Source organism: Halomonas sp. KM072, assembly GCF_050710315.1.
Classification (GTDB): Bacteria; Pseudomonadota; Gammaproteobacteria; order Pseudomonadales; family Halomonadaceae; genus Vreelandella; species Vreelandella hamiltonii.
The window spans coordinates 761,082-782,120 of the sequence record NZ_CP136132.1 but is presented as its reverse complement, the minus strand read 5'-3'; the positions used below and the strand labels follow the sequence as shown (position 1 = coordinate 782,120).

Here is a 21,039-nt window from a genome sequence, read left to right as displayed (position 1 = left end):
ATTACCACCTACCTGACTAGCTTACGGGCTGATCAGGTAATGAAAAATCAAAGGTAAGCGCATGGCTGTTAGGTTCCTGCGACTGCCCCAACGGTACACCCGCAGAGTGTTCCAATTGCTTCACCTGACGCTTTAAGCGGTCATTCTCTTCCAGCAACTGGCTCAACTGCTCAGCCATTTCACCACGCTCTACCGCATAGTGTTCCACCAGCGCTCGCAAACGTGCTTCCAGGCTCGCGATTGTTTCCTGTGCATCCGACATAGTGCCCCCACTCAGGTGTTATTTGTTATATCGCTCCCTGCACAACGATGCGGCAAAATCACTGCCCCAGGCGGTTCACTCCTGAACATTCGCCTACAAAAAAGGGCCTTAAGGCCCCTGCTTGGTCATCTTATCAGAAGTTAACTCCCGCGCCCCAATGGCACCACCAACACATTGCTTCGCGGGTGCGCTCCGCTTACCACGCGCTACAAGTGCATTCACTGAACCCCGTAGCGCGGCGTAACGAAAGAGCGAGAGTAACGAGCGAAGGAGGCACCCGCGAGGGCGGCGAATAGCCGCCTAGATGAAGCCACCGTGCGCCATTTCACCTTCGCGCTACCATCGGCACTCCTACTGGAGTGCTTCGCGGGTGCGCTCCGCTTACCACGCGCTACAGGTGTAGCACTGCCCCCCTGTAGCGCGGCGTAACGAATCTTGCGAGGCACGAGCAAATGAGGCACCCGCGTGGGCGGCGCTTAGCCGCCCCGATACAGCTACCCAAACCGCCTCACTCCACCGTCACACTCTTCGCCAAATTGCGCGGCTTATCAACATCGGTGCCTTTCACCAACGCCACATGGTAAGAGAGCAACTGAAGCGCCACCACATGCAACACCGGTGAAAGCAACCCGTAGTGCTCAGGCATCAACAGCACGCTCACACCGTCAGACGACTTCACCGCGCTGCCACCATCGGCAAACACATAAAGCTGGCCGCCACGGGCGCTCACTTCCTGCATGTTGGCTTTCAGCTTCTCTAACATTTCATCGTTGGGCGCGACCACCACCACAGGCATTTCGGAATCGACCAGAGCCAGCGGGCCATGTTTCAGCTCACCCGCCGGGTAGGCTTCCGCATGAATATAAGAGATCTCTTTGAGCTTCAGCGCGCCTTCCAAGGCAATGGGGTAATGCCGACCGCGGCCCAAAAACAGCGCATGGTGCTTGTTGGCAAAATGCTTTGCCCACGCTTCAATGCTGGGCTCTAACGCCAGCACTTTATCCACGGCAATGGGCAAGTGACGAAGCTCGTCTAAATACGCTTTTTCAGCGTCATCACTCAAGCGCTGGTGCGCCTTGGCCAGCAGCAGCGTGAGCAAGAACAGCGCACTGAGCTGGGTGGTAAAAGCCTTGGTAGAGGCCACCCCGATTTCCGGGCCTGCGCGGGTAATAAAGCGCAGCGCCGTTTCACGCACGATGGCAGATTCCGGCACGTTACAGATCGCCAGGGTGAAGATATGCCCCTGCGCCTTGGCGTGGTGAAGCGCCGCCAGGGTATCGGCGGTTTCACCGGATTGAGAAATCACCACCACCAACTGCTTCGGGTTGGGCACGCTATGGCGATAGCGGTACTCACTGGCAATTTCGACATTACAGGGAATGCCCGCCACCTGCTCGATCCAGTACTTCGCCGTCATGCCTGCGTAGCTAGAGGTACCACACGCCAAAATCAGTACCGAATCTACCTGCTGAAAAATCTCAGCGGCTTCCGCACCAAAAATGCCGGGCTGCAACTGCCCTGCCCCGCTAATCATTTCCAGCGTGTTGCTAAGCGCCTGGGGCTGCTCGAAGATTTCCTTCTGCATGTAGTGGTTGTAATCGCCCAACTCGACCGCGTTGGCATTCAAGCTAGACGTGACTATGGCGCGTTCAACCATCTGGCCAATACCATCAACCACCACTACCGCATCGCGGCTTAAACGGGCTACATCGCCGTTTTCCAGGTACATCATACGCTTGGTAACGGAGAGCAGCGCAGAGGCATCGGATGCGGCATAGTAGCCATCTTCTGCAACGCCCAGCATCAGCGGGGAGCCTTCACGGGCTACCACCAGGCAATCCGGCTCTTCCTCACTAATGACGGCTAACGCAAACGCCCCCTTCAGGTGGGCAACGGCACACTGCACGGCGGAAAATAGATTTTCGGCGGGTTCGCCAATTTGGCCCTTAAAACAGGCTTGAATCAGATGAGCAATGGTTTCTGTGTCGGTATCCGAGGTGAACACATACCCCAGGCCTTGAAGCTGCTCACGGAGAGACTCGTAGTTTTCGATAATGCCGTTATGCACCACCGCCAAGCCAGAGGAGATATGCGGGTGAGCATTGCGCTCGGCGGGCACGCCATGAGTCGCCCAACGTGTGTGGGCGATACCCACATGCCCGTTAATACCCGCTTCCGCCACTTTGCTAGCTAGCTCCGCCACACGCCCTTTGGCACGGGCGCGCTGCAAACCATTGTTTAAGACCGCCATACCTGCCGAATCGTAGCCGCGATACTCCAGGGTGGATAACCCTGCGAGTAAAAAATCGGTGCTTTCCTTTGCGCTAATCGCGCCAACAATACCGCACATAGTATTTCCGTTAATCCAAAATATATTTCTAAAGGGGAAGCACTTAGCTAACAACTATATGCAATAGCATACGTTCACCAATGTACTCATTAAGATCGTAAAAAATACAGAGAAGCTTTTCCAGAGGATAGGGTTTTAAATCAAGCCCAAACAAAAATACTTCTAATATTCAGCATAGAGCAACACCCTCACTAGGATTAAAATTCTCTGAAATTAAGACAAATACTATTTATGACTATCCAAACTTCATCATTATTAAAAATGATCGATGTCTGGCGCAATGCTAAATAAAGCCCCATATAAAAAAGCATGTTTTAAGTTAAAGAAAATCTTCACTAAAAATACAACTAAACCTTATCCAATTTATTAAATTATAGATTTCTCGCAATTTCCAGAGAACTACTACCAACACTCAACTCTCGCAAGCAGGTTTTAATTATTTCTTGATCTGGAACCAAATGACCCTCTCCCCAATAACCAAACCAAAAAGAAACACCAGTTCCCGAATAAAAAACATTATTAAAACCAGGAGCTTTTGTAGCTCGTAATGATTCAACAAAAGGCATAGCATGCTTCTCCATGTGATGAGAATCACCTTCATTCTGAATATAAAGCACATTTACATTTTTTTGAAACTCACTAGCAAACACGACATGCAAATCATGTTCAACACCGGTTTTCTGAAAACACTTATACATATCAGATTCATTATTAATACTTGGAAAACAAATATTCAAATAATTTTCAACAGCCCTTTTATTATATCTTGTTATAGAAACCTGTGGATTCCATACAGCACCGGCAGCCTCACAGCTCAACTTATGTATTACAGACAAAACCGCAAAACCACCACCTGAACCACCAAACAATATAAGTTTGCATTTAATCAATCTACTGATTTGATCAAGTATTTTTGCAATTTTATCAGGTAAGTCATTTAGCTGATAATTACCAGCATACCAAGATAGCGCTAAGTTACTTGACAAAGCTAAAGAAGGATCAGATACAGAAATCAATGGCATATCAAGATCTTTAGCGACATTAACCCCTGAGAAAAAAGGTGCTGATTTAGTGCTTCGATTTGGGACAGCGCCAGAAAAACATACTAAAGCTGAATTATAATTTTTCGCTCTCCCAACTCCATCTATAAAGAAATCGACGCTTCCACCTTCTAATTCAACCTTGACACATCCATCACTAATTTTTTCTAAGCTAATAAAATCTTCAAACGAAAAAAATGAAACACCCCCCCATCTATTAATATTATACACAGGAGTCGAAGCCGAAGAACTGCAAAGCAGCTCTTCAGACAAAAAAGTACCTACTAAATTACCATTGTCATCCTTTGCGAATAGCTTGACTTGAACCAGATTAGCCCGCTTGACATCAAAAGTAACCTTCCTAGACTTCGCGTACCAAACTACACTCTCCCTAACACCATCTAAATAAAGATAGAAAGCAAAATTTAAATGGCCATTATATGCCTGATCTGACACTACCTCAGCTGTAACATATCCACCTTTCAAGCTAGTTTTAAGAGAAAGATCCATACCCACCCCTACAATTAAAAATAATTAGTTTCAATTACATTGGCACCCTGCTCACCAATCTGATTAGCAAATGAGCCCGGCCCAGATACACAGGGTGGCGCTTAGCCGCCACGATACAGCCACCCAAACCGCCTCACTCCACCGTCACACTCTTCGCCAAATTACGCGGCTTATCAACATCGGTGCCTTTCACCAACGCCACATGGTAAGAGAGCAACTGAAGCGCCACCACGTGCAACACCGGTGAAAGCAACCCGTAATGCTCAGGCATCAACAGTACGTTCACACCGTCAGACGACTTCACCGCACTGCCACCATCGGCAAATACATAAAGCTGCCCGCCACGGGCACTCACTTCCTGCATGTTGGCTTTCAGCTTTTCCAACATTTCATCGTTGGGCGCTACCACCACCACAGGCATTTCAGAATCAACCAGAGCCAGCGGGCCATGTTTCAGCTCACCCGCCGGGTAAGCTTCCGCATGAATGTAAGAGATCTCTTTAAGCTTCAGCGCGCCTTCCAAGGCAATGGGATAATGCCGACCACGGCCTAAAAACAGCGCATGGTGCTTATTGGCAAAATGCTGAGACCACGCCTCAATGCTAGGCTCTAACGCCAGCACTTTATCAACGGCAATGGGCAAGTGACGAAGATCGTCTAAATACGCTTTTTCAGCGTCATCACTCAAGCGCTGGTTCGCCTTGGCAAGCAGCAGCGTGAGTAAGAACAGCGCACTCAGCTGAGTGGTAAACGCCTTGGTAGAGGCAACACCAATTTCCGGGCCTGCGCGGGTGATAAAGCGCAGTGCCGTTTCACGTACAATGGCAGATTCTGGAACGTTACAGATCGCCAGGGTGAAGGTATGCCCCTGCGCCTTTGCGTGGTGCAGCGCCGCCAGGGTATCCGCGGTTTCACCGGACTGAGAAATCACCACCACCAATTGCTTGGGGTTAGGCACGCTATAGCGATAGCGGTACTCGCTGGCAATTTCTACGTTGCAAGGAATGCCCGCCACTTGCTCAATCCAGTACTTCGCCGTCATGCCTGCGTAGCTAGAGGTACCACACGCTAGAATCAGTACCGAATCTACCTGCTGGAAAATCTCAGCGGCTACCGCACCAAAAATGCCGGGCTGCAACTGCCCTGCCCCGCTAATCATTTCCAGCGTGTTGCTCAGCGCCTGGGGCTGTTCAAAGATTTCCTTCTGCATGTAGTGGCTATAATCGCCAAGCTCAACCGCGTTTGCGTTCAAGCTAGACGTGACAACGGCGCGCTCGACCATCTGGCCTACACCATCCACCACTACCACCGCATCGCGGCTTAAACGGGCTACATCGCCGTTTTCCAGGTACATCATGCGCTTGGTGACGGAGAGCAACGCTGAAGCATCGGAGGCTGCGTAGTAGCCATCTTCCGCCACGCCCAGCATGAGCGGGGAACCTTCACGGGCAACCACCAAGCAATCCGGTTCTTCCTCACTGACTACCGCTAACGCAAAGGCACCCTTCAAATGCGCCACGGCACACTGCACAGCGGCAAAGAGGTTTTCAGCGGGTTCGCCAATTTGGCCCTTAAAACAGGCTTGAATCAGATGAGCAATGGTTTCTGTGTCGGTATCCGAGGTGAACACATACCCCAGGCCTTGAAGCTGCTCACGGAGAGACTCGTAGTTTTCGATAATGCCGTTATGCACCACCGCCAAGCCAGAGGAGATGTGCGGGTGAGCATTGCGCTCGGCGGGAACGCCATGAGTAGCCCAGCGTGTGTGAGCGATCCCCACATGCCCGTTAATACCTGCTTCCGCCACTTTGCTGGCTAGCTCCGCCACACGCCCTTTGGCACGAGCGCGCTGCAATCCATTATTGAGTACCGCCAAGCCTGCCGAATCGTAGCCGCGATACTCCAGGGTAGATAACCCTGCAAGTAGAAAATCGGTGCTTTCCTTTGCGCTTATCGCGCCAACAATGCCGCACATAGTATTTCCGTTAATTCAGAATGAATTTTAAAGCACAGCCCTTAGTTAACAACTATATGCATTTGCATAAATGTACCAAGTGCTAATTAAGCTCGTGAAAGAATACCGAGGCCCTTTTCAAGAGGGTAGTATTCCAAATTAAACCCATAATCATCAGCCCAACGCTGGCAAATGTCTTTTTCTTCTTGGCGTACGGTGTCATCCATCCACACCTGCGCTCCAGGATTTAACCTTTCAAAAAGCGCAGGCAATGCTGGATAGCGAGCAAACTCACAGGTAGCTCCCGGCGGGCCATCGACAAGCAATAGGTCGATACCTTCTATACCTTTCAATAAGCGCTCGGGATACCAGAAAGGTGGCTTTTCCGCATCAGATGAGCAAAGGTGTTGCTTATTCCAAGCTTCTAGCTCTCCAACACGTAAATCTACCCAAGGTTGCAAATTTTCTGCAATTAGCGTGTCAAGCGTCTGCTTGCCGTAATGACTGCTATGCTCAATGGAAATCAGTTGACCAAAACCATTTTGACGAAGAGCATCAGCCGTCACTAAAGTGGAGGAGCCACTACCAAACTCAACCACCACTTTGGGCTGACGTGCCATAATATGAGTGTGAAGCTTTAGCAGAATATCAGGAGAGGTAGCCCAACCTCTTAAAGGTGGCAACTGCCCATTAATCTTTAGGCGGCGTTGTAGCCAAGAAAAAGCCTCAAACTGAGTATACGCTTTTAGCTCCAATTCAACTTGACTTCTAACCACTTTATTTCCAAAAAACCTGATTTCTTTTATTATCTTTTCAGATAATTCTATATAATTATCATTGCTTCCACTCACAATCATTCCCCTTACAAAACGTTAGTCGTGCTTTCAATTATCTTTTTCTTCACCTCACGAAGCTTTTTCTTTAAAGCAGCTGCCTCAGCCTGTAACTCCTGACTAATATCCCAAGCTTTACCTTTATCTGCTGGGCTAGCTTTAGATGCATACTGCCTATAAAAATCATAGCAACTCATATCAAATGAAAAATCGTCATACACCTTACTAGTCAAATAGGTTTTCGCAGAAGAATTTAATATAGAGTTCTTCACTGCCGAAAAGCGAGAATCAGACTGCTTATGTCTTGAGTAAAGCCACATACTCTTATTGGTTGATATCTCTTTGACATGAAGACTATAATTTTCAGAAAGCTCTGCAACTCTGTGATGACCAGCTCTTAAAATCGGTAAACTATCCTTTCTTTTAAAACAAAAATGTGTGTTATGTGTAATATAAGGCCTATTTTTTTTAAGAATTATTCTTTCCTGACAAAGAAAATCATAACCAGTTGGAAAAACATATACACTATAGCAATCGTCCAACTCATTATAAAGCTCGGCAAAGGTGTCTTTATGCCATGCATCATCATCAATCTTTGACACAAGGCAGCTTCCATTCCTATCTATTGAGAGACCAACTAAACACTCAGAAATATCAAAATAATCGGCATAAAAATCAACCTTTACAATATCCTGAATCCGTGAGACCGGCCCCCGGAAGCACTTCTAACCCACTGACCTGCATGGCAATATAGCCATTATCGCCATTCACCCAGACAGTGCCATGCCCAACATAAAGTTCCGCGCCAGTTGCCGCACCCTCACCAGCCACGCCGGGCTGTCCATCATCGGGCAATGCTTCGAGATCGCTGGCGTCGACAGCATCGACAGCCGCTTCCCCACCACGCTGGGCATGCGCACCAGTGACGTGATCAAGAGCTACCTGGGCCTGCTGTGTCTGGGCATGAGCGACTATGACGCTGTCGAGAACTTCCGCCGCGACAAGCCCTTCCAACAACTGCTGACCCTGCAGAAGGTGCCGAGCGCGGCGACGCTGCGACAGCGGCTGGAGAAACTTGCCGCCAACGACCTGCAGGCGCGCACCGCCACCTGGTCCACGACCCTGCTGTCACTGATCGAAGCACCGATCACCGCCGAGACGACGCACGTCTGCCTGGACATCGACACCTTCGTCATGGACAACAGCAACTCGAAGAAGGAAGGCGTCTCGCGGACCTACCAGAAGGTCGATGGCTACACCCCGATCGCCGCCTATCTGGGCAACGAAGGGTGGTGCCTGGGTCTGGAACTGCGGCCTGGCAAGCAGCACACCATGAAGGAGAGCAACGCCTTCCTGGAGCGGGTACTGCCTCGCGCCCAATGCTTGACCAAGCAACCGATCCTGTTACGCGAGGACAGCGGCTTCGACAGCCAGGCGCACCTGGCGCTTCTCGAACAGCAGCGGCAGGCCTTTGCCGAGGAGGGCCGCCGGCTGGACTACCTCGTCAAATGGAACCCGCGTGGCTCGGCCACGGCCGATCAGGACACCTGGCTGGCGGTGGCGGCGGACTACTGGGAAGAGCTGCGTCCTGGCAAGCGCCAGGCGCTGTGGTCGCAGACCGTCTCGATCCACGACGACAACAAGACCGAATACGTCGTCCAACGCGTGATGCGCCTGGTCGAGCGCACCGCCGATCGCGATGGCCAGTTGCTGCTCGAACCGGACTATGAGTTGGAAGGCTGGTGGACCAGCCTGGACGAGGCGCCGGAGGCGGTGATCAAGCGCTACCAGGCGCATGCCACCCACGAGCAATTCCACAGTGAGATCAAGACCGATCTCGACCTGGAGCGCTTGCCGTCCGGCAAGTTCGCCACCAACGATCTGATCCTGCATCTCGCCCAGTTGGCCTACAACATCCTGCGCCTGATGGGACAGCTGGGCATGACCGGCGAGCTGAGCCCGGTTCGCCACCCGGCCAAGCGGCGCCGGCTGCGCACCGTGCTACAAGAGTTGGTGCACCGTGCGGCTCTCGTGATTCACAAGGCACGGCAGATCATCCTCGACTTCGGGCAGGATATCGGGCGCATGACGGTGCTCAAGACGCTGCGGAGCCGACTGCGTTATCCACGAGGAACGCCATGCTGACCGTCAATCGGCGACACTCTATCCACAAGCAGTTCCAAGCGACACGCGATCGCCAGATATGTCGTGCCTGGCGGGTGGAAAGGCATGACAAAACGGGCCGTCAGCACCGATCAGCACGGTGGGTTTTGGCAATAACGGGCTTGCGAAAGCCAACTTGCACGGGGCGAATGATCAAAAAGTGCTCGCTGGCGGTGATAGGGAAAGTGTCGGCGCCGGCTTCACGGATTCAGGAATATATATAAAATTATAACCACCTACGCATCTCTCTAAAAACTGTAAACTTTCTTTATCTATATCAACATCAACAAAAATAACCCACACAAAATCTATATTTTTTTGAGCCACAACGCTTGGCAGAGTTACAGCCGAAAAAAGCTTAATCCTGTACTCCAACCATTTAGGATCAAATACTCCAATACCAAACCTAGTAAACACAAAGTGTTTTGCACACGGCAGATCTTTTATCTTACACTCCAAAAATGCATTCATAAACAGAGTTATAGTCAAATCTGGTGGATGGCGGTCAGGCGACAGTCCTGTCTGACTGATCGGTTACCTGCTCTCCATCCTGAAACCGGACGTTGTTCACGACCAGTTCCAGCTTGCTGAACCCCTTGATGCGCTTCCAGCGCTTCTCGGCGCTCTGGAGCAGCTTGAAGACCATCGCCAGGGTCGTCGCTCGGGAGCCGCAGTTCCGGCTCCGCTTGGTCCTCAGGCGGACCGTGGCGAAGGTCGACTCGATCGGGTTGGTGGTGCGGATATGCACCCAGTGCTCTGCCGGGTAGTCGTAGAACGCCAGCAACTCCTCCCGATCCTTGGCCAGGCACTCCATGGCTCTGGGGTACTTGGCCTCGAAGCGTTTCACGGTGCGATCGAAGGCCTTGTGTGCCTCATCGCGGGTCTCGGCCATCCAGATCTCGTGAAGGTCGGCCTTGACCTTGAGCTGCACCGATTTTGGCAGCTTATTCAGTATGTTGGCAGTCTTATGTACCCAGCAGCGCTGATGGTCGGTCTCTGGGTAAACCTTGCTCAAGGCCGCCCAGAAGCCCATGGCGCCGTCGCCGACCGCGAGCTTGGGGGCGGTGGTCAGCCCGCGCCCACGCAGCCCCGTGAGCAGCTCTTTCCAGCTGGCTTCTGACTCACGCTGGCCATCTTCGACGACGACCAGTTCCTTGCGACCCTGCTCGGTGACGCCGATGATCACCAACAGGCACAGGCGGTCATCCATGCGCACGTTGCTGTAGATTCCGTCGGCCCACCAGTAGACGTAGCGCTGGTCGACCAGGTCTCGCTGCCGCCACTCGGCATGCTCGTCTTCCCACTGCTTCTTGAGCCGCGACACCGTGTTGGCTGACAGCCCCTTGGCCTGGTCGCCCAGCAGCGCCGCCAGGGCTTCCTGGTAGTCGCCGGTGGAGATTCCCTTCAGGTAGAGCCAGGGGATCAGCTCCTCGATGCTGCGGGCCCGCTTCAGGTAGGGGGGCAGCAGGCTGCTATTAAAGCGAGCGCCTCCACCGCTGCGGTCTCGCACCTTGGGCACCTGCACGCTGACATCCCCGATGCCAGTCTGGACCGTACGCTCGGGCAGGTACCCGTTGCGGACCACGGCCTGGCGGCCATCGTCGAGCCGATGATCGGCATACTGCGCCAAGAAGGTAGCCAGTTCGGCCTCGACAGCCTTGGCAATCAAGTCACGGGCGCCTTGGCGCAGCAGCTCGTGCAGCGGGTCAGCGACCTGGGGTTCTGGTTGTGAAAGAGCCCGGAGGGTAGAATCGGTCATGGCGTATCCACTCTGTTGGTTGAGATCTTGGTCGTGATCAATCAACAGGATACGCCACCCTTCCTATCTCCTCCCATACACCAGACTTGAGCTTAACTCTCATAAACACCTCAAAACAAGCTATTTTGAAATTAATTACCAGAAAGCTACTTTATGCATCTTCAACCAATTCGCTTAGCTCCCTAAAAAACCTTTCTTTATCTAAAGCCGTATGACCACTAGCATCCTCATGCGCACTAATCAAATGGAGATCCACCATACACTCTTTGAAATTTGATTTTAAATAACCCAAAAAAGGAATTACATGCTCTTCGTAATGGTGCCTATCAGACTCTTTAGCCACAACAACTCCCCTAGGCGAGAAATCTTGCCCCCACAACTTTTCAATAGTTTTAGACACATTAAGTCTGTGGAGGTATTCCGAGTCAACATCTTCTATAACATCCTTGCCGTATACCACCTTAGCCACAGTATCTCTATGTCTTTTCCATTGATATATCGCAAGGTCTATTTGAGGATTCTCCGCCAGAAATAGCGCATTAATATTAAACATATTATTCATTAGAACTACGCTTTGAATTGCTCCAAACCCGCCTAATGAAGACCCATGAAATATAATCTTATCGTAATCATGAACCAAGGACAGAAGATAAATATGGCTAACAATCCGCTCTAAAGCCCATACTTCTTGGGTGCCTTGCAACCAACCACCCAAAATACTTTCACTAAGATGCAACGTAGGATCTGCGACACATATTGAATCAAAACCTTTAACCTCCTCCATCCATGACCAACGACTAAACTTGGGTATAACTTCACGATTACTCATCGCAGAGGGCATGAAAACCAACAGATTTCTCTCACCTTTCATATGAAAAAAATAATTAAAATCCAACCCAAACTCTTTAAAATTGATTTTTTTATTTACAAGAGACATCACAACCACCCATTATCTTCTTTATCATCTCAGCAATTAAGGGGATATCAAAATCACTCGACAGATGTAAACCTGCAGCTACTTCAAATCGTTGATCATTAATTGCAGCTGCAGCAGACTTAACATTTAGACTCAGCCAATCAGAAGGATATATCTCATCCGCACCTTCCCAAGGGAGTACTATAGGTTTACATCCTGCAGCTGCCCCCTCAGCAACAGCCAAATGGGGGGCATGATCACTAACGGAGAGCACATAATCGATACACGAATACCACTCCGGCATGTCGTTACCCTGGGGGTCAAAAAATACTGCCCCCTTCAAGTCAGGATCGCTCTCCAAACGTTGGTACTGTGATTCATACCATGCCATTTCCTCTGGTCGGCTTTTCATCCAGGGGTAATCTTCTGGGCGCTTACCTTTCACCCGTAATGTATACCCTTTGTCTTCCTTGCGTAGCTCTTTCAGAATATCGAGCGCACGATCGAAGCGCTTACTCTGAGGCACAATACCGACAATGCCTAACACTTTGCCATTGGTTGGCTTACGCGGTACGGCTTGAAGCGCCTCGACATCGACACCGTTGTAGATCACAACGCCGTTCTTCTCTAGCACAGGGTTTCGATTGATCGCCTGCCTAAGCATATGCGGACCAACGAAGATCACTGTATCAAACATGTCAAAAGGCACTTTGTCGAAAAGCGGGCTTCTCAACTCTTGAGCATGCAAGCGGCCGACGAGTTTTTGGCCTTCGCGCTTATGCTTTCCGTACCAAATGGCATTCCCCATCATCCATTCGCAGAAAACAGTATCCGCTTGGCGCACTAAGCGCTTACTAGCTGTTTCATTATGCTGATTGTGGCCATTCCAGAAGTCCAGCAACAGACGCATTCCAGACTTTGTGAAATAGGGATAAAAGGGTTTAATGAATTTTAGGTCATGACCTGAAATAACGATTGTTTTCGTAGGTGCTACGTTCGGTGCTTGAGCAAATTGTTTCGGAGGTTTTCGTAATGCGAGAGTTTCTTTTTGGCGACTAGATGCGATGAGCTGCTCAATACTTTGTGATTCATTGGCACGAATAAGCTGAAAATCGCTTTCTACCGTATCACTCACGAACGCGACACCTGCCCACTCTCCTTGAGCTAGTGCATCCGCTCTATCTAGCACGCTTCGTGCATAAGGTGAGTAGACTGTCGTCCACGCTAAATCTTCAATATCCTCTGGTTCGGCATTTTCTAATGCATCCACATGGGTACATAGCCAATACTCATTAGCCTTTATTTCTACCTGATGTGCGTCTATGCACTCAACACCCTCTGCCTGCAGCTGCGCTTTTGCATCTTCACTCCAGGTAGTTGCGGCGACTCTGGCTGGCAACACGGTTTGGTTCACGATACTTTGCGCAGCAACCTGAGTGATCGTTTCACTATAGAGGCGAATTTCGGGCAACTCAGGAGCTAAAACACGCATTCCTGCTGTGCGTAACATTTGGGTAAGGCGTGTTTGAGTCGTGTGTGCCCGCATTACCGCTCTTGCGCCCTTCAAAGCTACACGCCAACGGTACGCGTCATGGTGCATCAGATTTTCAAGCGCCTGAGCAGCTTCGCTTTCCTGCCGTACCACATGCCCTGCTGCTTCCAGGTAGCGGTTCATGCCCAATGCAGGCCCTGAAATAATGGGGGCACCGCAAGCCGCTGCTTCGGTTACTCGTCGTGAGAACATCGTAGGAGAATCAAGCACCGAGTTAACATTGATTTGTACAGGGTGCGCCTTATACGCCTCAATCATTTCCTCGTAGCTTAGGCTGCCTGCCACATAGCTACCTAGCCCACCTGGGTATTTATAGGGTGACTCTGGGTCATCGTGCTGCCGGTCATAGATAGTCAGCCCTAAGGGGGCTGCTGCGCTCATGATCTTGTCCATATACTCTGTGCGCTCTGGGTAGCGCTTGCCGTAGTACGTACCGCCGTAGGCAGCAGTGTGCTGCCAGGAGCGCTTAGAGGGCAGCAAGTTATGGATCTTCGGTGACGCGTAGAAAGGGCAACTGCTAACACTTTGTGTCAATGCCCCTGGGGTTGCTAAGTAAGGGATGATCCTTCTTGAATCTGTGGTGAACACATGATCACAAAGCGCTGCCGTTTTACGGAAGCGATCAAAGTGAACAGGGTCTTCTTTATTCCAGAATAGCGAAGGAATGCCTTTTTCACGGCAGTACGCTAATAATGCACTGAGTGGAGCAAACTCTTCATCACTGTAATAGCCCACCTTGCGGTGCCAAGCCCAGTCGTTGCCCTTCCAAGCTGACTCTACGAACATTACATCGATAGGTTGATCGACTATTTCCTGACGCCAATTCTCAGGAGATAGTTTGACTACTTTCACACCGCTGGCCAGTGTATCGGTTGTAAACTGGTCTGCAATCAAGCCTAGCGTAATTTGATCTAACGTTTTCGCTTGCTGTTGGGCGCTAGCCGTTGGTTTTTGCCACAAACGCTGTAAGGCATGGTGATAGTTTTGCGTGACATATTGCCAAGTGCGCTCTTGCTCAATCCAGCGCCGCGCCGCGCCGCCCAGTGTTTCGCGTAATTCAGGTTGTTGAATAAGCGTGCTGAGTGTTTCTGTCAGGCTGTCCACACTGTCTTTTTTGAATAGAAGAGCACGCTCATTATTGCCTGCCATGGTGAGATGCGGAGATACATCCGAAAGAACCACCGCTTTACCCATGGCCATGGCTTCCAGCGGCTTCAAAGCGGAGACCATTTCCGTGACTGCCGATGAAAGCCTGGGAACCGGCATAATGTCCATACAAGATAGGTAGCGCGGCACTTCATCAAATGGAATACGGCCAGTAAATCGACACTGCTTTTCAATACCTAGCGCCTTGGCTTTTGCCTTGACGGTGTCAATCACTTTACCGTCACCCACTAACACAAATACAAATTCTTGTTTATGTTGTTTAAGCTTAGCCATCGCCTCAAGCAGCAATTCTAGGCCTTCATAAGCCACAGCGCTGCCAGCGTAACCAATCACTGGGACATTCGAGGGTAGCCTCAGCATTTCAGCAATGGCGCTATCGCGTTTTGCGGGAGTAAAGGTATCAGCGTTGACCGCGTTAGGAATAACTACAATGTTTTCTTTGGAAACTCCCCAACTAACAAGCTCAGTCGACAGCTCATCCGTCAGCGTGATGACCAAATCAGCTTCACGAGCCGCCTGCTGCTCTAGCTCTCGCATGAGGTAGAAGCGTTCTGAATTCGCCCATTCCGGCTGTGTAGACGCCTGGGTGACTTCCCACAAGCCACGTACTTCATAAACGAACGGTAAACCCAAACGACGAGCTGCCATCAACGCTGGCAAAGCCGTTATATGATTGGAGGCGGCAATAATGACTTCAGCACCGCTGGTTTGTGCTTCACGAACGTAGTGGTCTGCCGCCTCTGCTAAATAGTAATCCAGTGGCGTTTTATTTAAATTCCAACCAGCTACTGCGGCATACGTAACACCATCTACTTGTGCTTCGTGATAGCCCTTTGTTAAGCCTTTTGCGCCCGAATCCCAAGGGAAGCCTGGGCGCGTGGTGGCGCGGATTTTCCAACCAGCTTGCTGAAGCCCTACTGCGATTCCATGGGAACGTGTCGAATAGCCATTCGTAGCATGAGGCACCGATTGGTGCAAACAGTAGAGCGCGTGAAAGCGCTGAGCCATTAACCCGGGGTTTGGCTGCTTAGGAGGAAGCGGCCAGCCACCTTTTAAACGCTCTAGCCCTTCGATAAATCCTAAGAAATCACGTTGTGGTTTATCCAACTTACTGCCGGTGTCACACAGCAGCCGGATTGATTGAATGACACTGCTGATTTCGCCATGCTTGTAAAACTGCTGACTAGCCGCAGAGAAGCTACTAGCAGTTGCTAATGTTTTTCCCTGTGTTGCATCGTTGCCTTTTGGAGGGGCTTTATGCTGACTGACCACACCACCCTTAAAAATCGACACCATGTTTTTTACACTATGTGCCAGTGTGACGCTTTCTAAATCACCAAGGTCAGTTTTAGTATTTTTATTAAGACTTTCTTTAATGCTTTTCGATAAACTTTCAGCACCTTCAAACACCACATATGACACATTGTCATGAGCAGGAACAACGGCTCTTAACGCAGGCAAATCGCTCATTAACAGCTGTTTGCCGTGGGAAAGTGCTTCTACCGCTTTCATCGGCGGTACTAACTCGCAAACGCGAAGCGGTTTACGCGGAATGACGACTAAATCGATCAATGCATAATAGTTGGCTACTTCCTCGTGAGGCACTCGCCCTGTCTGAATGAGCCAGGGTTGCTTTACGTTTGCCTTGTTGGCTTTGTGCGCTTGGGTAATTGGCTGATGGTCGCCCACTAAAAGCAGCTTGATTTTTTGCCCCTGCTGCACCAATGCCTCACAGGCCGATATCAGGGTATCCAAACCTTCATAAACACTGTGGCTACCAATGTAGCCCACTACCTTGTCACCTTCCTGAATGCCTAAGCTCTTTTTCAGCACAGGGTCCGCGGGGACAATATTCGGTAGCTCGCTAACGCCATTGGGCACTAGCTGAATGTTATCGCTCTTGACGCCACGCTTCACCAGCTCTTCTTGCATAGGGGCATTTAACGTGAAAGTGGTTAACCCCTGCTTTGCCACAAAGGTATCGCGCTCTGCTTCAATTTGGCAGGTTTTGCTACTTTCAAAAGCGGGATCGTGTGCGGCGCGTGATAGCTCCCAGAAACCGCGTACTTCATTATAAAACGGTAAACCTAGTCGCTTAGCCGCCACCCAGGCGGGTAAGCCTACTATCCAATTAGAGGCAGCTAGCACCACCGCTGGGCGGTAAACGCTGAATAGCGTCATGAATTGCTGAACGCTCGCTTCTAAGTGTTCGCGCTCGTTAGAAGGCGCAACATCATTAGGCCAGCGGCTATGAATATAACGCACCCCCTGAAGGGTCACTTCAGGAGGAGTAGGTTGGATATTTTGCTTTAACTCCCACGGTCTACCCGGCCGAACAAAACAGAGAGTTTCAAAGCCATGTTGATTAAGGGCTTTAGCCACACCTTGTGTGCGAATCGCATAGCCGTTGCTCGCATAACTTTGACCATGACTAACCACATAAGCCACACGGCCTTTGATAGGCATTGAAAGTGCATGGCTGGTTTGATTCGCTAAATGTGTGGCGTGTTGAAGAAGCTCGTCCATGGGTTTCCGTGAGAGATAAATGGTGAATGGTGAATGGTGAGTGGCGGTTTGGGCTGCGGAACGCCTTGCCATTACCACTCACCTGGTTTAACGATAATTGGGTGGATATTTAACCCAGCAGGCCCACGGCGTCGATGACGGTTTCCTTACCGCTCACGGCCTTCTTATGAACAATAAACGGCTTGTGCTTCACTAGCACACATACCACATCGGCTTGTGCCATGGCTTCATCGAAGGTCGCCAGTGTTACGTTAGCCCCTTCTAGGCCTTTGGGCAGTGTTTCAATATTGGGTTCCACCACTTGCAGTTTGCAGCCCAACTTGCCAATTTCTTTGGCAATACCCAGGGCGGGGCTTTCACGCAGATCATCAATATCCGGTTTAAAGGCAACCCCCAAGCAAGCCACGGTCAAATCGCTACGCTTGGCATCCGGGTGCTGCTGGTGGTAGTACTCCAGCGCTTCTTTCACACGGCCTAACACCCACTGCGGTTTGGCATCGTTCACTTCGCGCGCTGCGCGAATGATTTTGGCCTGTTCTGGGCAGGCATCTACGATGAACCAAGGGTCTACAGCAATACAGTGACCACCTACGCCCGCACCGGGGGTCAGGATATTCACTCGTGGGTGACGGTTTGCTAAAGCAATCAGTTCCCACACATTGATATCTAGCTCGTGGCAGATGGTGGAAAGCTCATTTGCGAAAGCAATATTGACATCGCGAAAGCTATTTTCGGTTAGCTTGGCCATCTCGGCAGTGCGAGCAGTGGTAGCAACACACTCACCTTCCACCACGATTTGATAGAGCGCGCAGGCAGCTTCAGCACATTTCGGGGTCATACCACCAATCACGCGGTCGTTCTCAACCAGCTCGCGAATGACGTGGCCCGGTAATACACGCTCGGGGCAGTGGGCAATACGAATATCGGATGCTTCACCGTGGGTTTGCGGGAAGGTGAGATCTGGCCGTGCTTCTGCCAGCCACTCTGCCATCTGCTCGGTGGCACCTACGGGGCTAGTGGATTCTAGAACCACCAAGTTGCCCGGCTGTAACACTGCCGCTACGGATTTAGCTGCTGCTTCGATATAGCTTAAATCTGCTTTGTGATTCTGGCCGTTTTCATCCGTATGGAACGGTGTAGGTACGGCTACCAAAAAGGCATCAGCGGGTTCAGGGGTAGTGGTTGCACGCAGGTAGCCCTGCTTCACTGCAGCGTTCACTACGATATCCAGCTCAGGCTCTACGATGTGAATGTCGCCCTTGTTAATGGTATCTACGGCGTGCTGGTTGACATCGACACCAATCACTTTCTTCTTCCGTGAAGCAAATACCGCAGCAGTCGGCAGACCAATGTAGCCCAGGCCAATCATAGAGATGGTTTCAAATTTCATGTGTTTATCCGTGAGTAGTCGATGATGAATGGTAAATGGTGAGTCGCGAATAGTTAGTGACGAGTATTGGATACTCGCCTATGACTGTTTCCACTCACTTAACACGTTGCGAATACGTTCGCAGGCGGTGCCATCGCCGTAGGGGTTATGGGCATAACTCATGGCGTTGTAGGCTGCTTCATCTGTTAGCAGGCGGGTCAGCTCTTCAGTAATAGTAGAGACATCGGTGCCTACCAGCTTTACGGTACCAGCGGAAACCGCTTCAGGGCGCTCGGTGGTATCGCGCATTACCAGCACGGGCTTACCTAAAGATGGCGCCTCTTCTTGAATACCACCGGAATCCGTCAGAATGATGTGGGCGCGATTCATCAAGTAAACGAACGGCAGGTAGTCTTGAGGTTCGATAAGGTGGACGTTATCAATACCTGCCAATAACCGGTTCACTGGCTCGCGTACATTCGGGTTCAAGTGAACCGGGTAGAGAATTTGCGTATCAGGGTGAGCTTTGGCGGTATCTGCCAGTGCTTGACAAATGCGCTCAAAACCGCCGCCAAAGCTTTCACGGCGGTGCCCAGTGACCAGTATCAAACGCTTGCCTGCCTGCAACATGGGAAAGCGTGCGGCCTGCTCTTGAGCCAATGCTTGGTTCGTATCCAGCTTGTGGGCAACATCCAACAGCGCGTCAATCACTGTATTGCCTGTTACGTGAATATCCGCTGGTGCGATGCCTTCGTTCAACAGGTTTTGTTGAGAGGTTTCGGTAGGTGCAAAGTGCAGTTTTGCCAGTGCCCCAGTGAGTTTACGATTGCCTTCTTCCGGCCAAGGGGAGTATAGGTTGCCAGTACGCAGCCCTGCTTCTACGTGACCCACGGGGATTTGCTGGTAGTAAGCCGCCAGGGTGGTGGCAAAGGTGGTCGCGGTGTCGCCATGAACCAGCACGATATCAGGCTTAAACTCTTCAAAAACACCCTTGAGACCTTGCAGAATCCCGCAGGTGACATCGTTTAGGTCTTGGCCCGGTTTCATGATGTTCAGGTCAAAATCGGGTACTAGCTCAAATAGAGATAACACCTGATCCAGCATTTCTCGGTGCTGTGCCGTCACGCATACTTTAGCGTCAAAACGCTCATCGGCGGCTAATTGAAGCGCCAGCGGTGCCATTTTAATCGCTTCGGGGCGGGTGCCAAATACGGTCAATACTTTCATTCTGTTACCTTAGCTGTTAATCAACGCTCTAATCGTTGGTACTCAAGTTCTTGGCAGCGCTGGTAGTAGTGCTCAAGAAGTTGCTGAGTTTCCTGTAGCTGGCGCTGTGCCTGATCCGCTTGACCTGTCATGCTTTCAGGCATTACGGCTAGTTGTTTTGAACCGCTGCCAGCGTATTTATCACACAGGTAGAGATTGGCTTTAAATAAGTGTGCGCCGTACTGTTTGGCAGCTTTTTGGTAAAGCACTTTGGCGGCGGCATAATTCCCTTGCCGAAATGCTTGCATGGCCTGCTTGACCACAAGAGGCTGTGCGCTCATAGGTTATCCTTTTCCTCATTTTCGGTCTGCACTTTGGAAGGTTGAAGCATTTGGGTAATATGTTTTCCTAATGCGTTTGTTGACTGTTGACGCTGCTCGCTTTGAATCGTAAACCCTTGCGTTATTTTCTGGGATATTTGATCGACTGATTCTCTTAGCAACTTTATTTGCTCCATTTGCTGCCGCGTTTGCGCCAGTTCATTTTTAGTTGCTTTTAATTCGTCTTCTGTAACAGCCAGTTGCTTTTCATACTCCAGCGCTTGCTTCTTATGGTTCATGAACCAATTATGAGTATTTTCAAGTTTCTCTTTCACCTGCTCAAACTCCGCTTTTGTTTGAGCAAGCTCTGCTTTAACGGCAGAGGATCCGCTGTTAAGGACCTTAACACACAGCCAGCGCTCAATACCCGGATGACGCTCACTTTCACGGCTGATGATGCGAAAACCTGCTTGCTTCAAAGCTGGCTGCCATGCAGCTGCAGTTATAGCTTGGGGTACTGATTTTTCAGTACTTACACGCAACCTAAGCACGTCTACTTTATCAAACTCAGCGACCTGATTAACTAACAAGCTTGCTTCACAAAAATAGTTAATAAAGAGCCACTGCCCTGGGCTTCGCCAGTGTGTACTTGCCCACTCAGTCAAGCTGACAGGTTCACATGGCTGGCTCTCTTTTTCTGCGATGTTCGGCCATAGAGGGGTAAGTGTTAAAGGTGCCAGCAAGCCGCTTTCTGTGGAGTTGCTGGCTAAATAAAACGTATCAGCTTTATCCACCCCGGCATCCATCACCACATTGTGCAGCTTCCATTGCGGCTGCGCAGCCTGCCATCTAACGCTTAACTGATGAAACGCCTGCTGGCTACCTTCGACCAAGCTAACCTTTTCAATGGACTGCTCTGCTGCCCAGGCAAGCACTTCATTGTGGCCACTGCCTGCCCCAAACAGCGTTATTTGTGACGGTGACTGTAAACCATGAAGCGCGCTTAGCCATTGCACAAGCGAAAGCGCATGGAAGCCAAGTGCAGGCTGTGAAGAGGAAGCTTGAGTGGAGTGAGTCAAAACCGTCATAAGATGCTCGCTATGGTGTTGGTG

General features: G+C 50.5%; 15 protein-coding genes. 1 reads left to right on the top strand and 14 read right to left on the bottom strand.

Annotated features, from left to right (window positions below):
• Positions 1-16: 16 nt before the first annotated feature.
• The 6 genes from RVM26_RS03565 to RVM26_RS03540 all read right to left on the bottom strand — a co-directional run bounded on the left by RVM26_RS03565 (position 17) and on the right by RVM26_RS03540 (position 7,551).
• Positions 17-262 carry a hypothetical protein gene (locus RVM26_RS03565; RefSeq protein WP_498940848.1) on the bottom strand — a complete coding sequence of 82 codons (246 nt, stop codon included), beginning with the start codon at positions 260-262 and terminating at the stop codon, positions 17-19.
• Positions 263-770: 508 nt separating this feature from the next.
• Positions 771-2,612 (bottom strand): glutamine--fructose-6-phosphate aminotransferase, encoded by a 1,842-nt coding sequence (gene glmS, locus RVM26_RS03560; RefSeq protein ID WP_498940846.1) that lies wholly within the window; start codon positions 2,610-2,612, stop codon positions 771-773.
• 371 nt (positions 2,613-2,983) lie between these two features.
• Positions 2,984-4,162: a hypothetical protein gene (locus RVM26_RS03555; protein ID WP_498940844.1), complete on the bottom strand. Its 1,179-nt coding sequence runs from the start codon at positions 4,160-4,162 to the stop codon at positions 2,984-2,986.
• Positions 4,163-4,295: 133 nt separating this feature from the next.
• Positions 4,296-6,137, bottom strand: a complete 1,842-nt coding sequence (glmS, locus tag RVM26_RS03550) for a glutamine--fructose-6-phosphate aminotransferase (protein ID WP_498940842.1) — start codon at positions 6,135-6,137, stop codon at positions 4,296-4,298.
• A gap of 86 nt (positions 6,138-6,223) precedes the next feature.
• Positions 6,224-6,967 carry an O-methyltransferase gene (locus tag RVM26_RS03545; protein WP_498940840.1) on the bottom strand — a complete coding sequence of 248 codons (744 nt, stop codon included), beginning with the start codon at positions 6,965-6,967 and terminating at the stop codon, positions 6,224-6,226.
• 11 nt (positions 6,968-6,978) lie between these two features.
• A complete protein-coding gene (locus tag RVM26_RS03540; protein ID WP_498940838.1) occupies positions 6,979-7,551 on the bottom strand; it encodes a hypothetical protein in 573 nt (190 codons plus the stop codon).
• A gap of 181 nt (positions 7,552-7,732) precedes the next feature.
• Here RVM26_RS03540 and RVM26_RS03535 point away from each other — a divergent pair, with 181 nt between their 5' ends.
• Entirely contained in the window at positions 7,733-9,094 is a 1,362-nt protein-coding gene (locus RVM26_RS03535) for an IS1380 family transposase (protein WP_498940836.1), read from the top strand.
• Positions 9,095-9,265: 171 nt separating this feature from the next.
• Here RVM26_RS03535 and RVM26_RS03530 read toward each other — a convergent pair whose 3' ends face one another.
• The 8 genes from RVM26_RS03530 to RVM26_RS03495 form a co-directional block, all read right to left on the bottom strand.
• Positions 9,266-9,583: a glycosyltransferase gene (locus RVM26_RS03530; protein ID WP_498940834.1), complete on the bottom strand. Its 318-nt coding sequence runs from the start codon at positions 9,581-9,583 to the stop codon at positions 9,266-9,268.
• 34 nt (positions 9,584-9,617) lie between these two features.
• The gene (locus RVM26_RS03525) at positions 9,618-10,871 is read right to left on the bottom strand and encodes an IS256 family transposase (protein WP_498939527.1); all 1,254 of its coding nucleotides are present in this window, start codon (positions 10,869-10,871) and stop codon (positions 9,618-9,620) included.
• 151 nt (positions 10,872-11,022) lie between these two features.
• Positions 11,023-11,808, bottom strand: a complete 786-nt coding sequence (locus RVM26_RS03520) for a hypothetical protein (RefSeq protein WP_498940832.1) — start codon at positions 11,806-11,808, stop codon at positions 11,023-11,025.
• Positions 11,792-17,032 carry a glycosyltransferase gene (locus RVM26_RS03515; RefSeq protein ID WP_498940830.1) on the bottom strand — a complete coding sequence of 1,747 codons (5,241 nt, stop codon included), beginning with the start codon at positions 17,030-17,032 and terminating at the stop codon, positions 11,792-11,794. The genes RVM26_RS03520 and RVM26_RS03515 overlap by 17 nt, the downstream gene beginning before the upstream one ends.
• 109 nt (positions 17,033-17,141) lie before the next feature.
• Positions 17,142-18,422: a nucleotide sugar dehydrogenase gene (wecC, locus tag RVM26_RS03510; RefSeq protein WP_498940828.1), complete on the bottom strand. Its 1,281-nt coding sequence runs from the start codon at positions 18,420-18,422 to the stop codon at positions 17,142-17,144.
• A gap of 78 nt (positions 18,423-18,500) precedes the next feature.
• Positions 18,501-19,628, bottom strand: a complete 1,128-nt coding sequence (wecB, locus tag RVM26_RS03505; protein WP_498940826.1) for a UDP-N-acetyl glucosamine 2-epimerase — start codon at positions 19,626-19,628, stop codon at positions 18,501-18,503.
• Between the two features lie 20 nt (positions 19,629-19,648).
• Complete coding sequence (locus RVM26_RS03500; protein ID WP_498940824.1) at positions 19,649-19,948, bottom strand: hypothetical protein; 300 nt, start codon at positions 19,946-19,948, stop codon at positions 19,649-19,651.
• The gene (locus tag RVM26_RS03495) at positions 19,945-21,015 is read right to left on the bottom strand and encodes a hypothetical protein (protein WP_474189141.1); all 1,071 of its coding nucleotides are present in this window, start codon (positions 21,013-21,015) and stop codon (positions 19,945-19,947) included. Before RVM26_RS03495 ends, RVM26_RS03500 begins: the two co-directional genes overlap by 4 nt.
• Positions 21,016-21,039 lie beyond the last annotated feature (24 nt).

What these genes read in the sequence shown, in the direction of transcription:
- wecC (WP_498940828.1), bottom strand. Translation starts at nt 18,422, where the DNA reads ATGAAATTTGAAACCATCTCTATGATTGGCCTGGGCTACATTGGTCTG.
- RVM26_RS03535 (WP_498940836.1), top strand. Translation starts at nt 7,733, where the DNA reads ATGCCCAACATAAAGTTCCGCGCCAGTTGCCGCACCCTCACCAGCCAC.
- RVM26_RS03530 (WP_498940834.1), bottom strand. Translation starts at nt 9,583, where the DNA reads ATGAATGCATTTTTGGAGTGTAAGATAAAAGATCTGCCGTGTGCAAAA.
- RVM26_RS03565 (WP_498940848.1), bottom strand. Translation starts at nt 262, where the DNA reads ATGTCGGATGCACAGGAAACAATCGCGAGCCTGGAAGCACGTTTGCGA.
- RVM26_RS03525 (WP_498939527.1), bottom strand. Translation starts at nt 10,871, where the DNA reads ATGACCGATTCTACCCTCCGGGCTCTTTCACAACCAGAACCCCAGGTC.
- RVM26_RS03495 (WP_474189141.1), bottom strand. Translation starts at nt 21,015, where the DNA reads ATGACGGTTTTGACTCACTCCACTCAAGCTTCCTCTTCACAGCCTGCA.
- RVM26_RS03515 (WP_498940830.1), bottom strand. Translation starts at nt 17,032, where the DNA reads ATGGACGAGCTTCTTCAACACGCCACACATTTAGCGAATCAAACCAGC.
- wecB (WP_498940826.1), bottom strand. Translation starts at nt 19,628, where the DNA reads ATGAAAGTATTGACCGTATTTGGCACCCGCCCCGAAGCGATTAAAATG.
- RVM26_RS03500 (WP_498940824.1), bottom strand. Translation starts at nt 19,948, where the DNA reads ATGAGCGCACAGCCTCTTGTGGTCAAGCAGGCCATGCAAGCATTTCGG.
- glmS (WP_498940842.1), bottom strand. Translation starts at nt 6,137, where the DNA reads ATGTGCGGCATTGTTGGCGCGATAAGCGCAAAGGAAAGCACCGATTTT.
- RVM26_RS03555 (WP_498940844.1), bottom strand. Translation starts at nt 4,162, where the DNA reads ATGGATCTTTCTCTTAAAACTAGCTTGAAAGGTGGATATGTTACAGCT.
- glmS (WP_498940846.1), bottom strand. Translation starts at nt 2,612, where the DNA reads ATGTGCGGTATTGTTGGCGCGATTAGCGCAAAGGAAAGCACCGATTTT.
- RVM26_RS03520 (WP_498940832.1), bottom strand. Translation starts at nt 11,808, where the DNA reads ATGTCTCTTGTAAATAAAAAAATCAATTTTAAAGAGTTTGGGTTGGAT.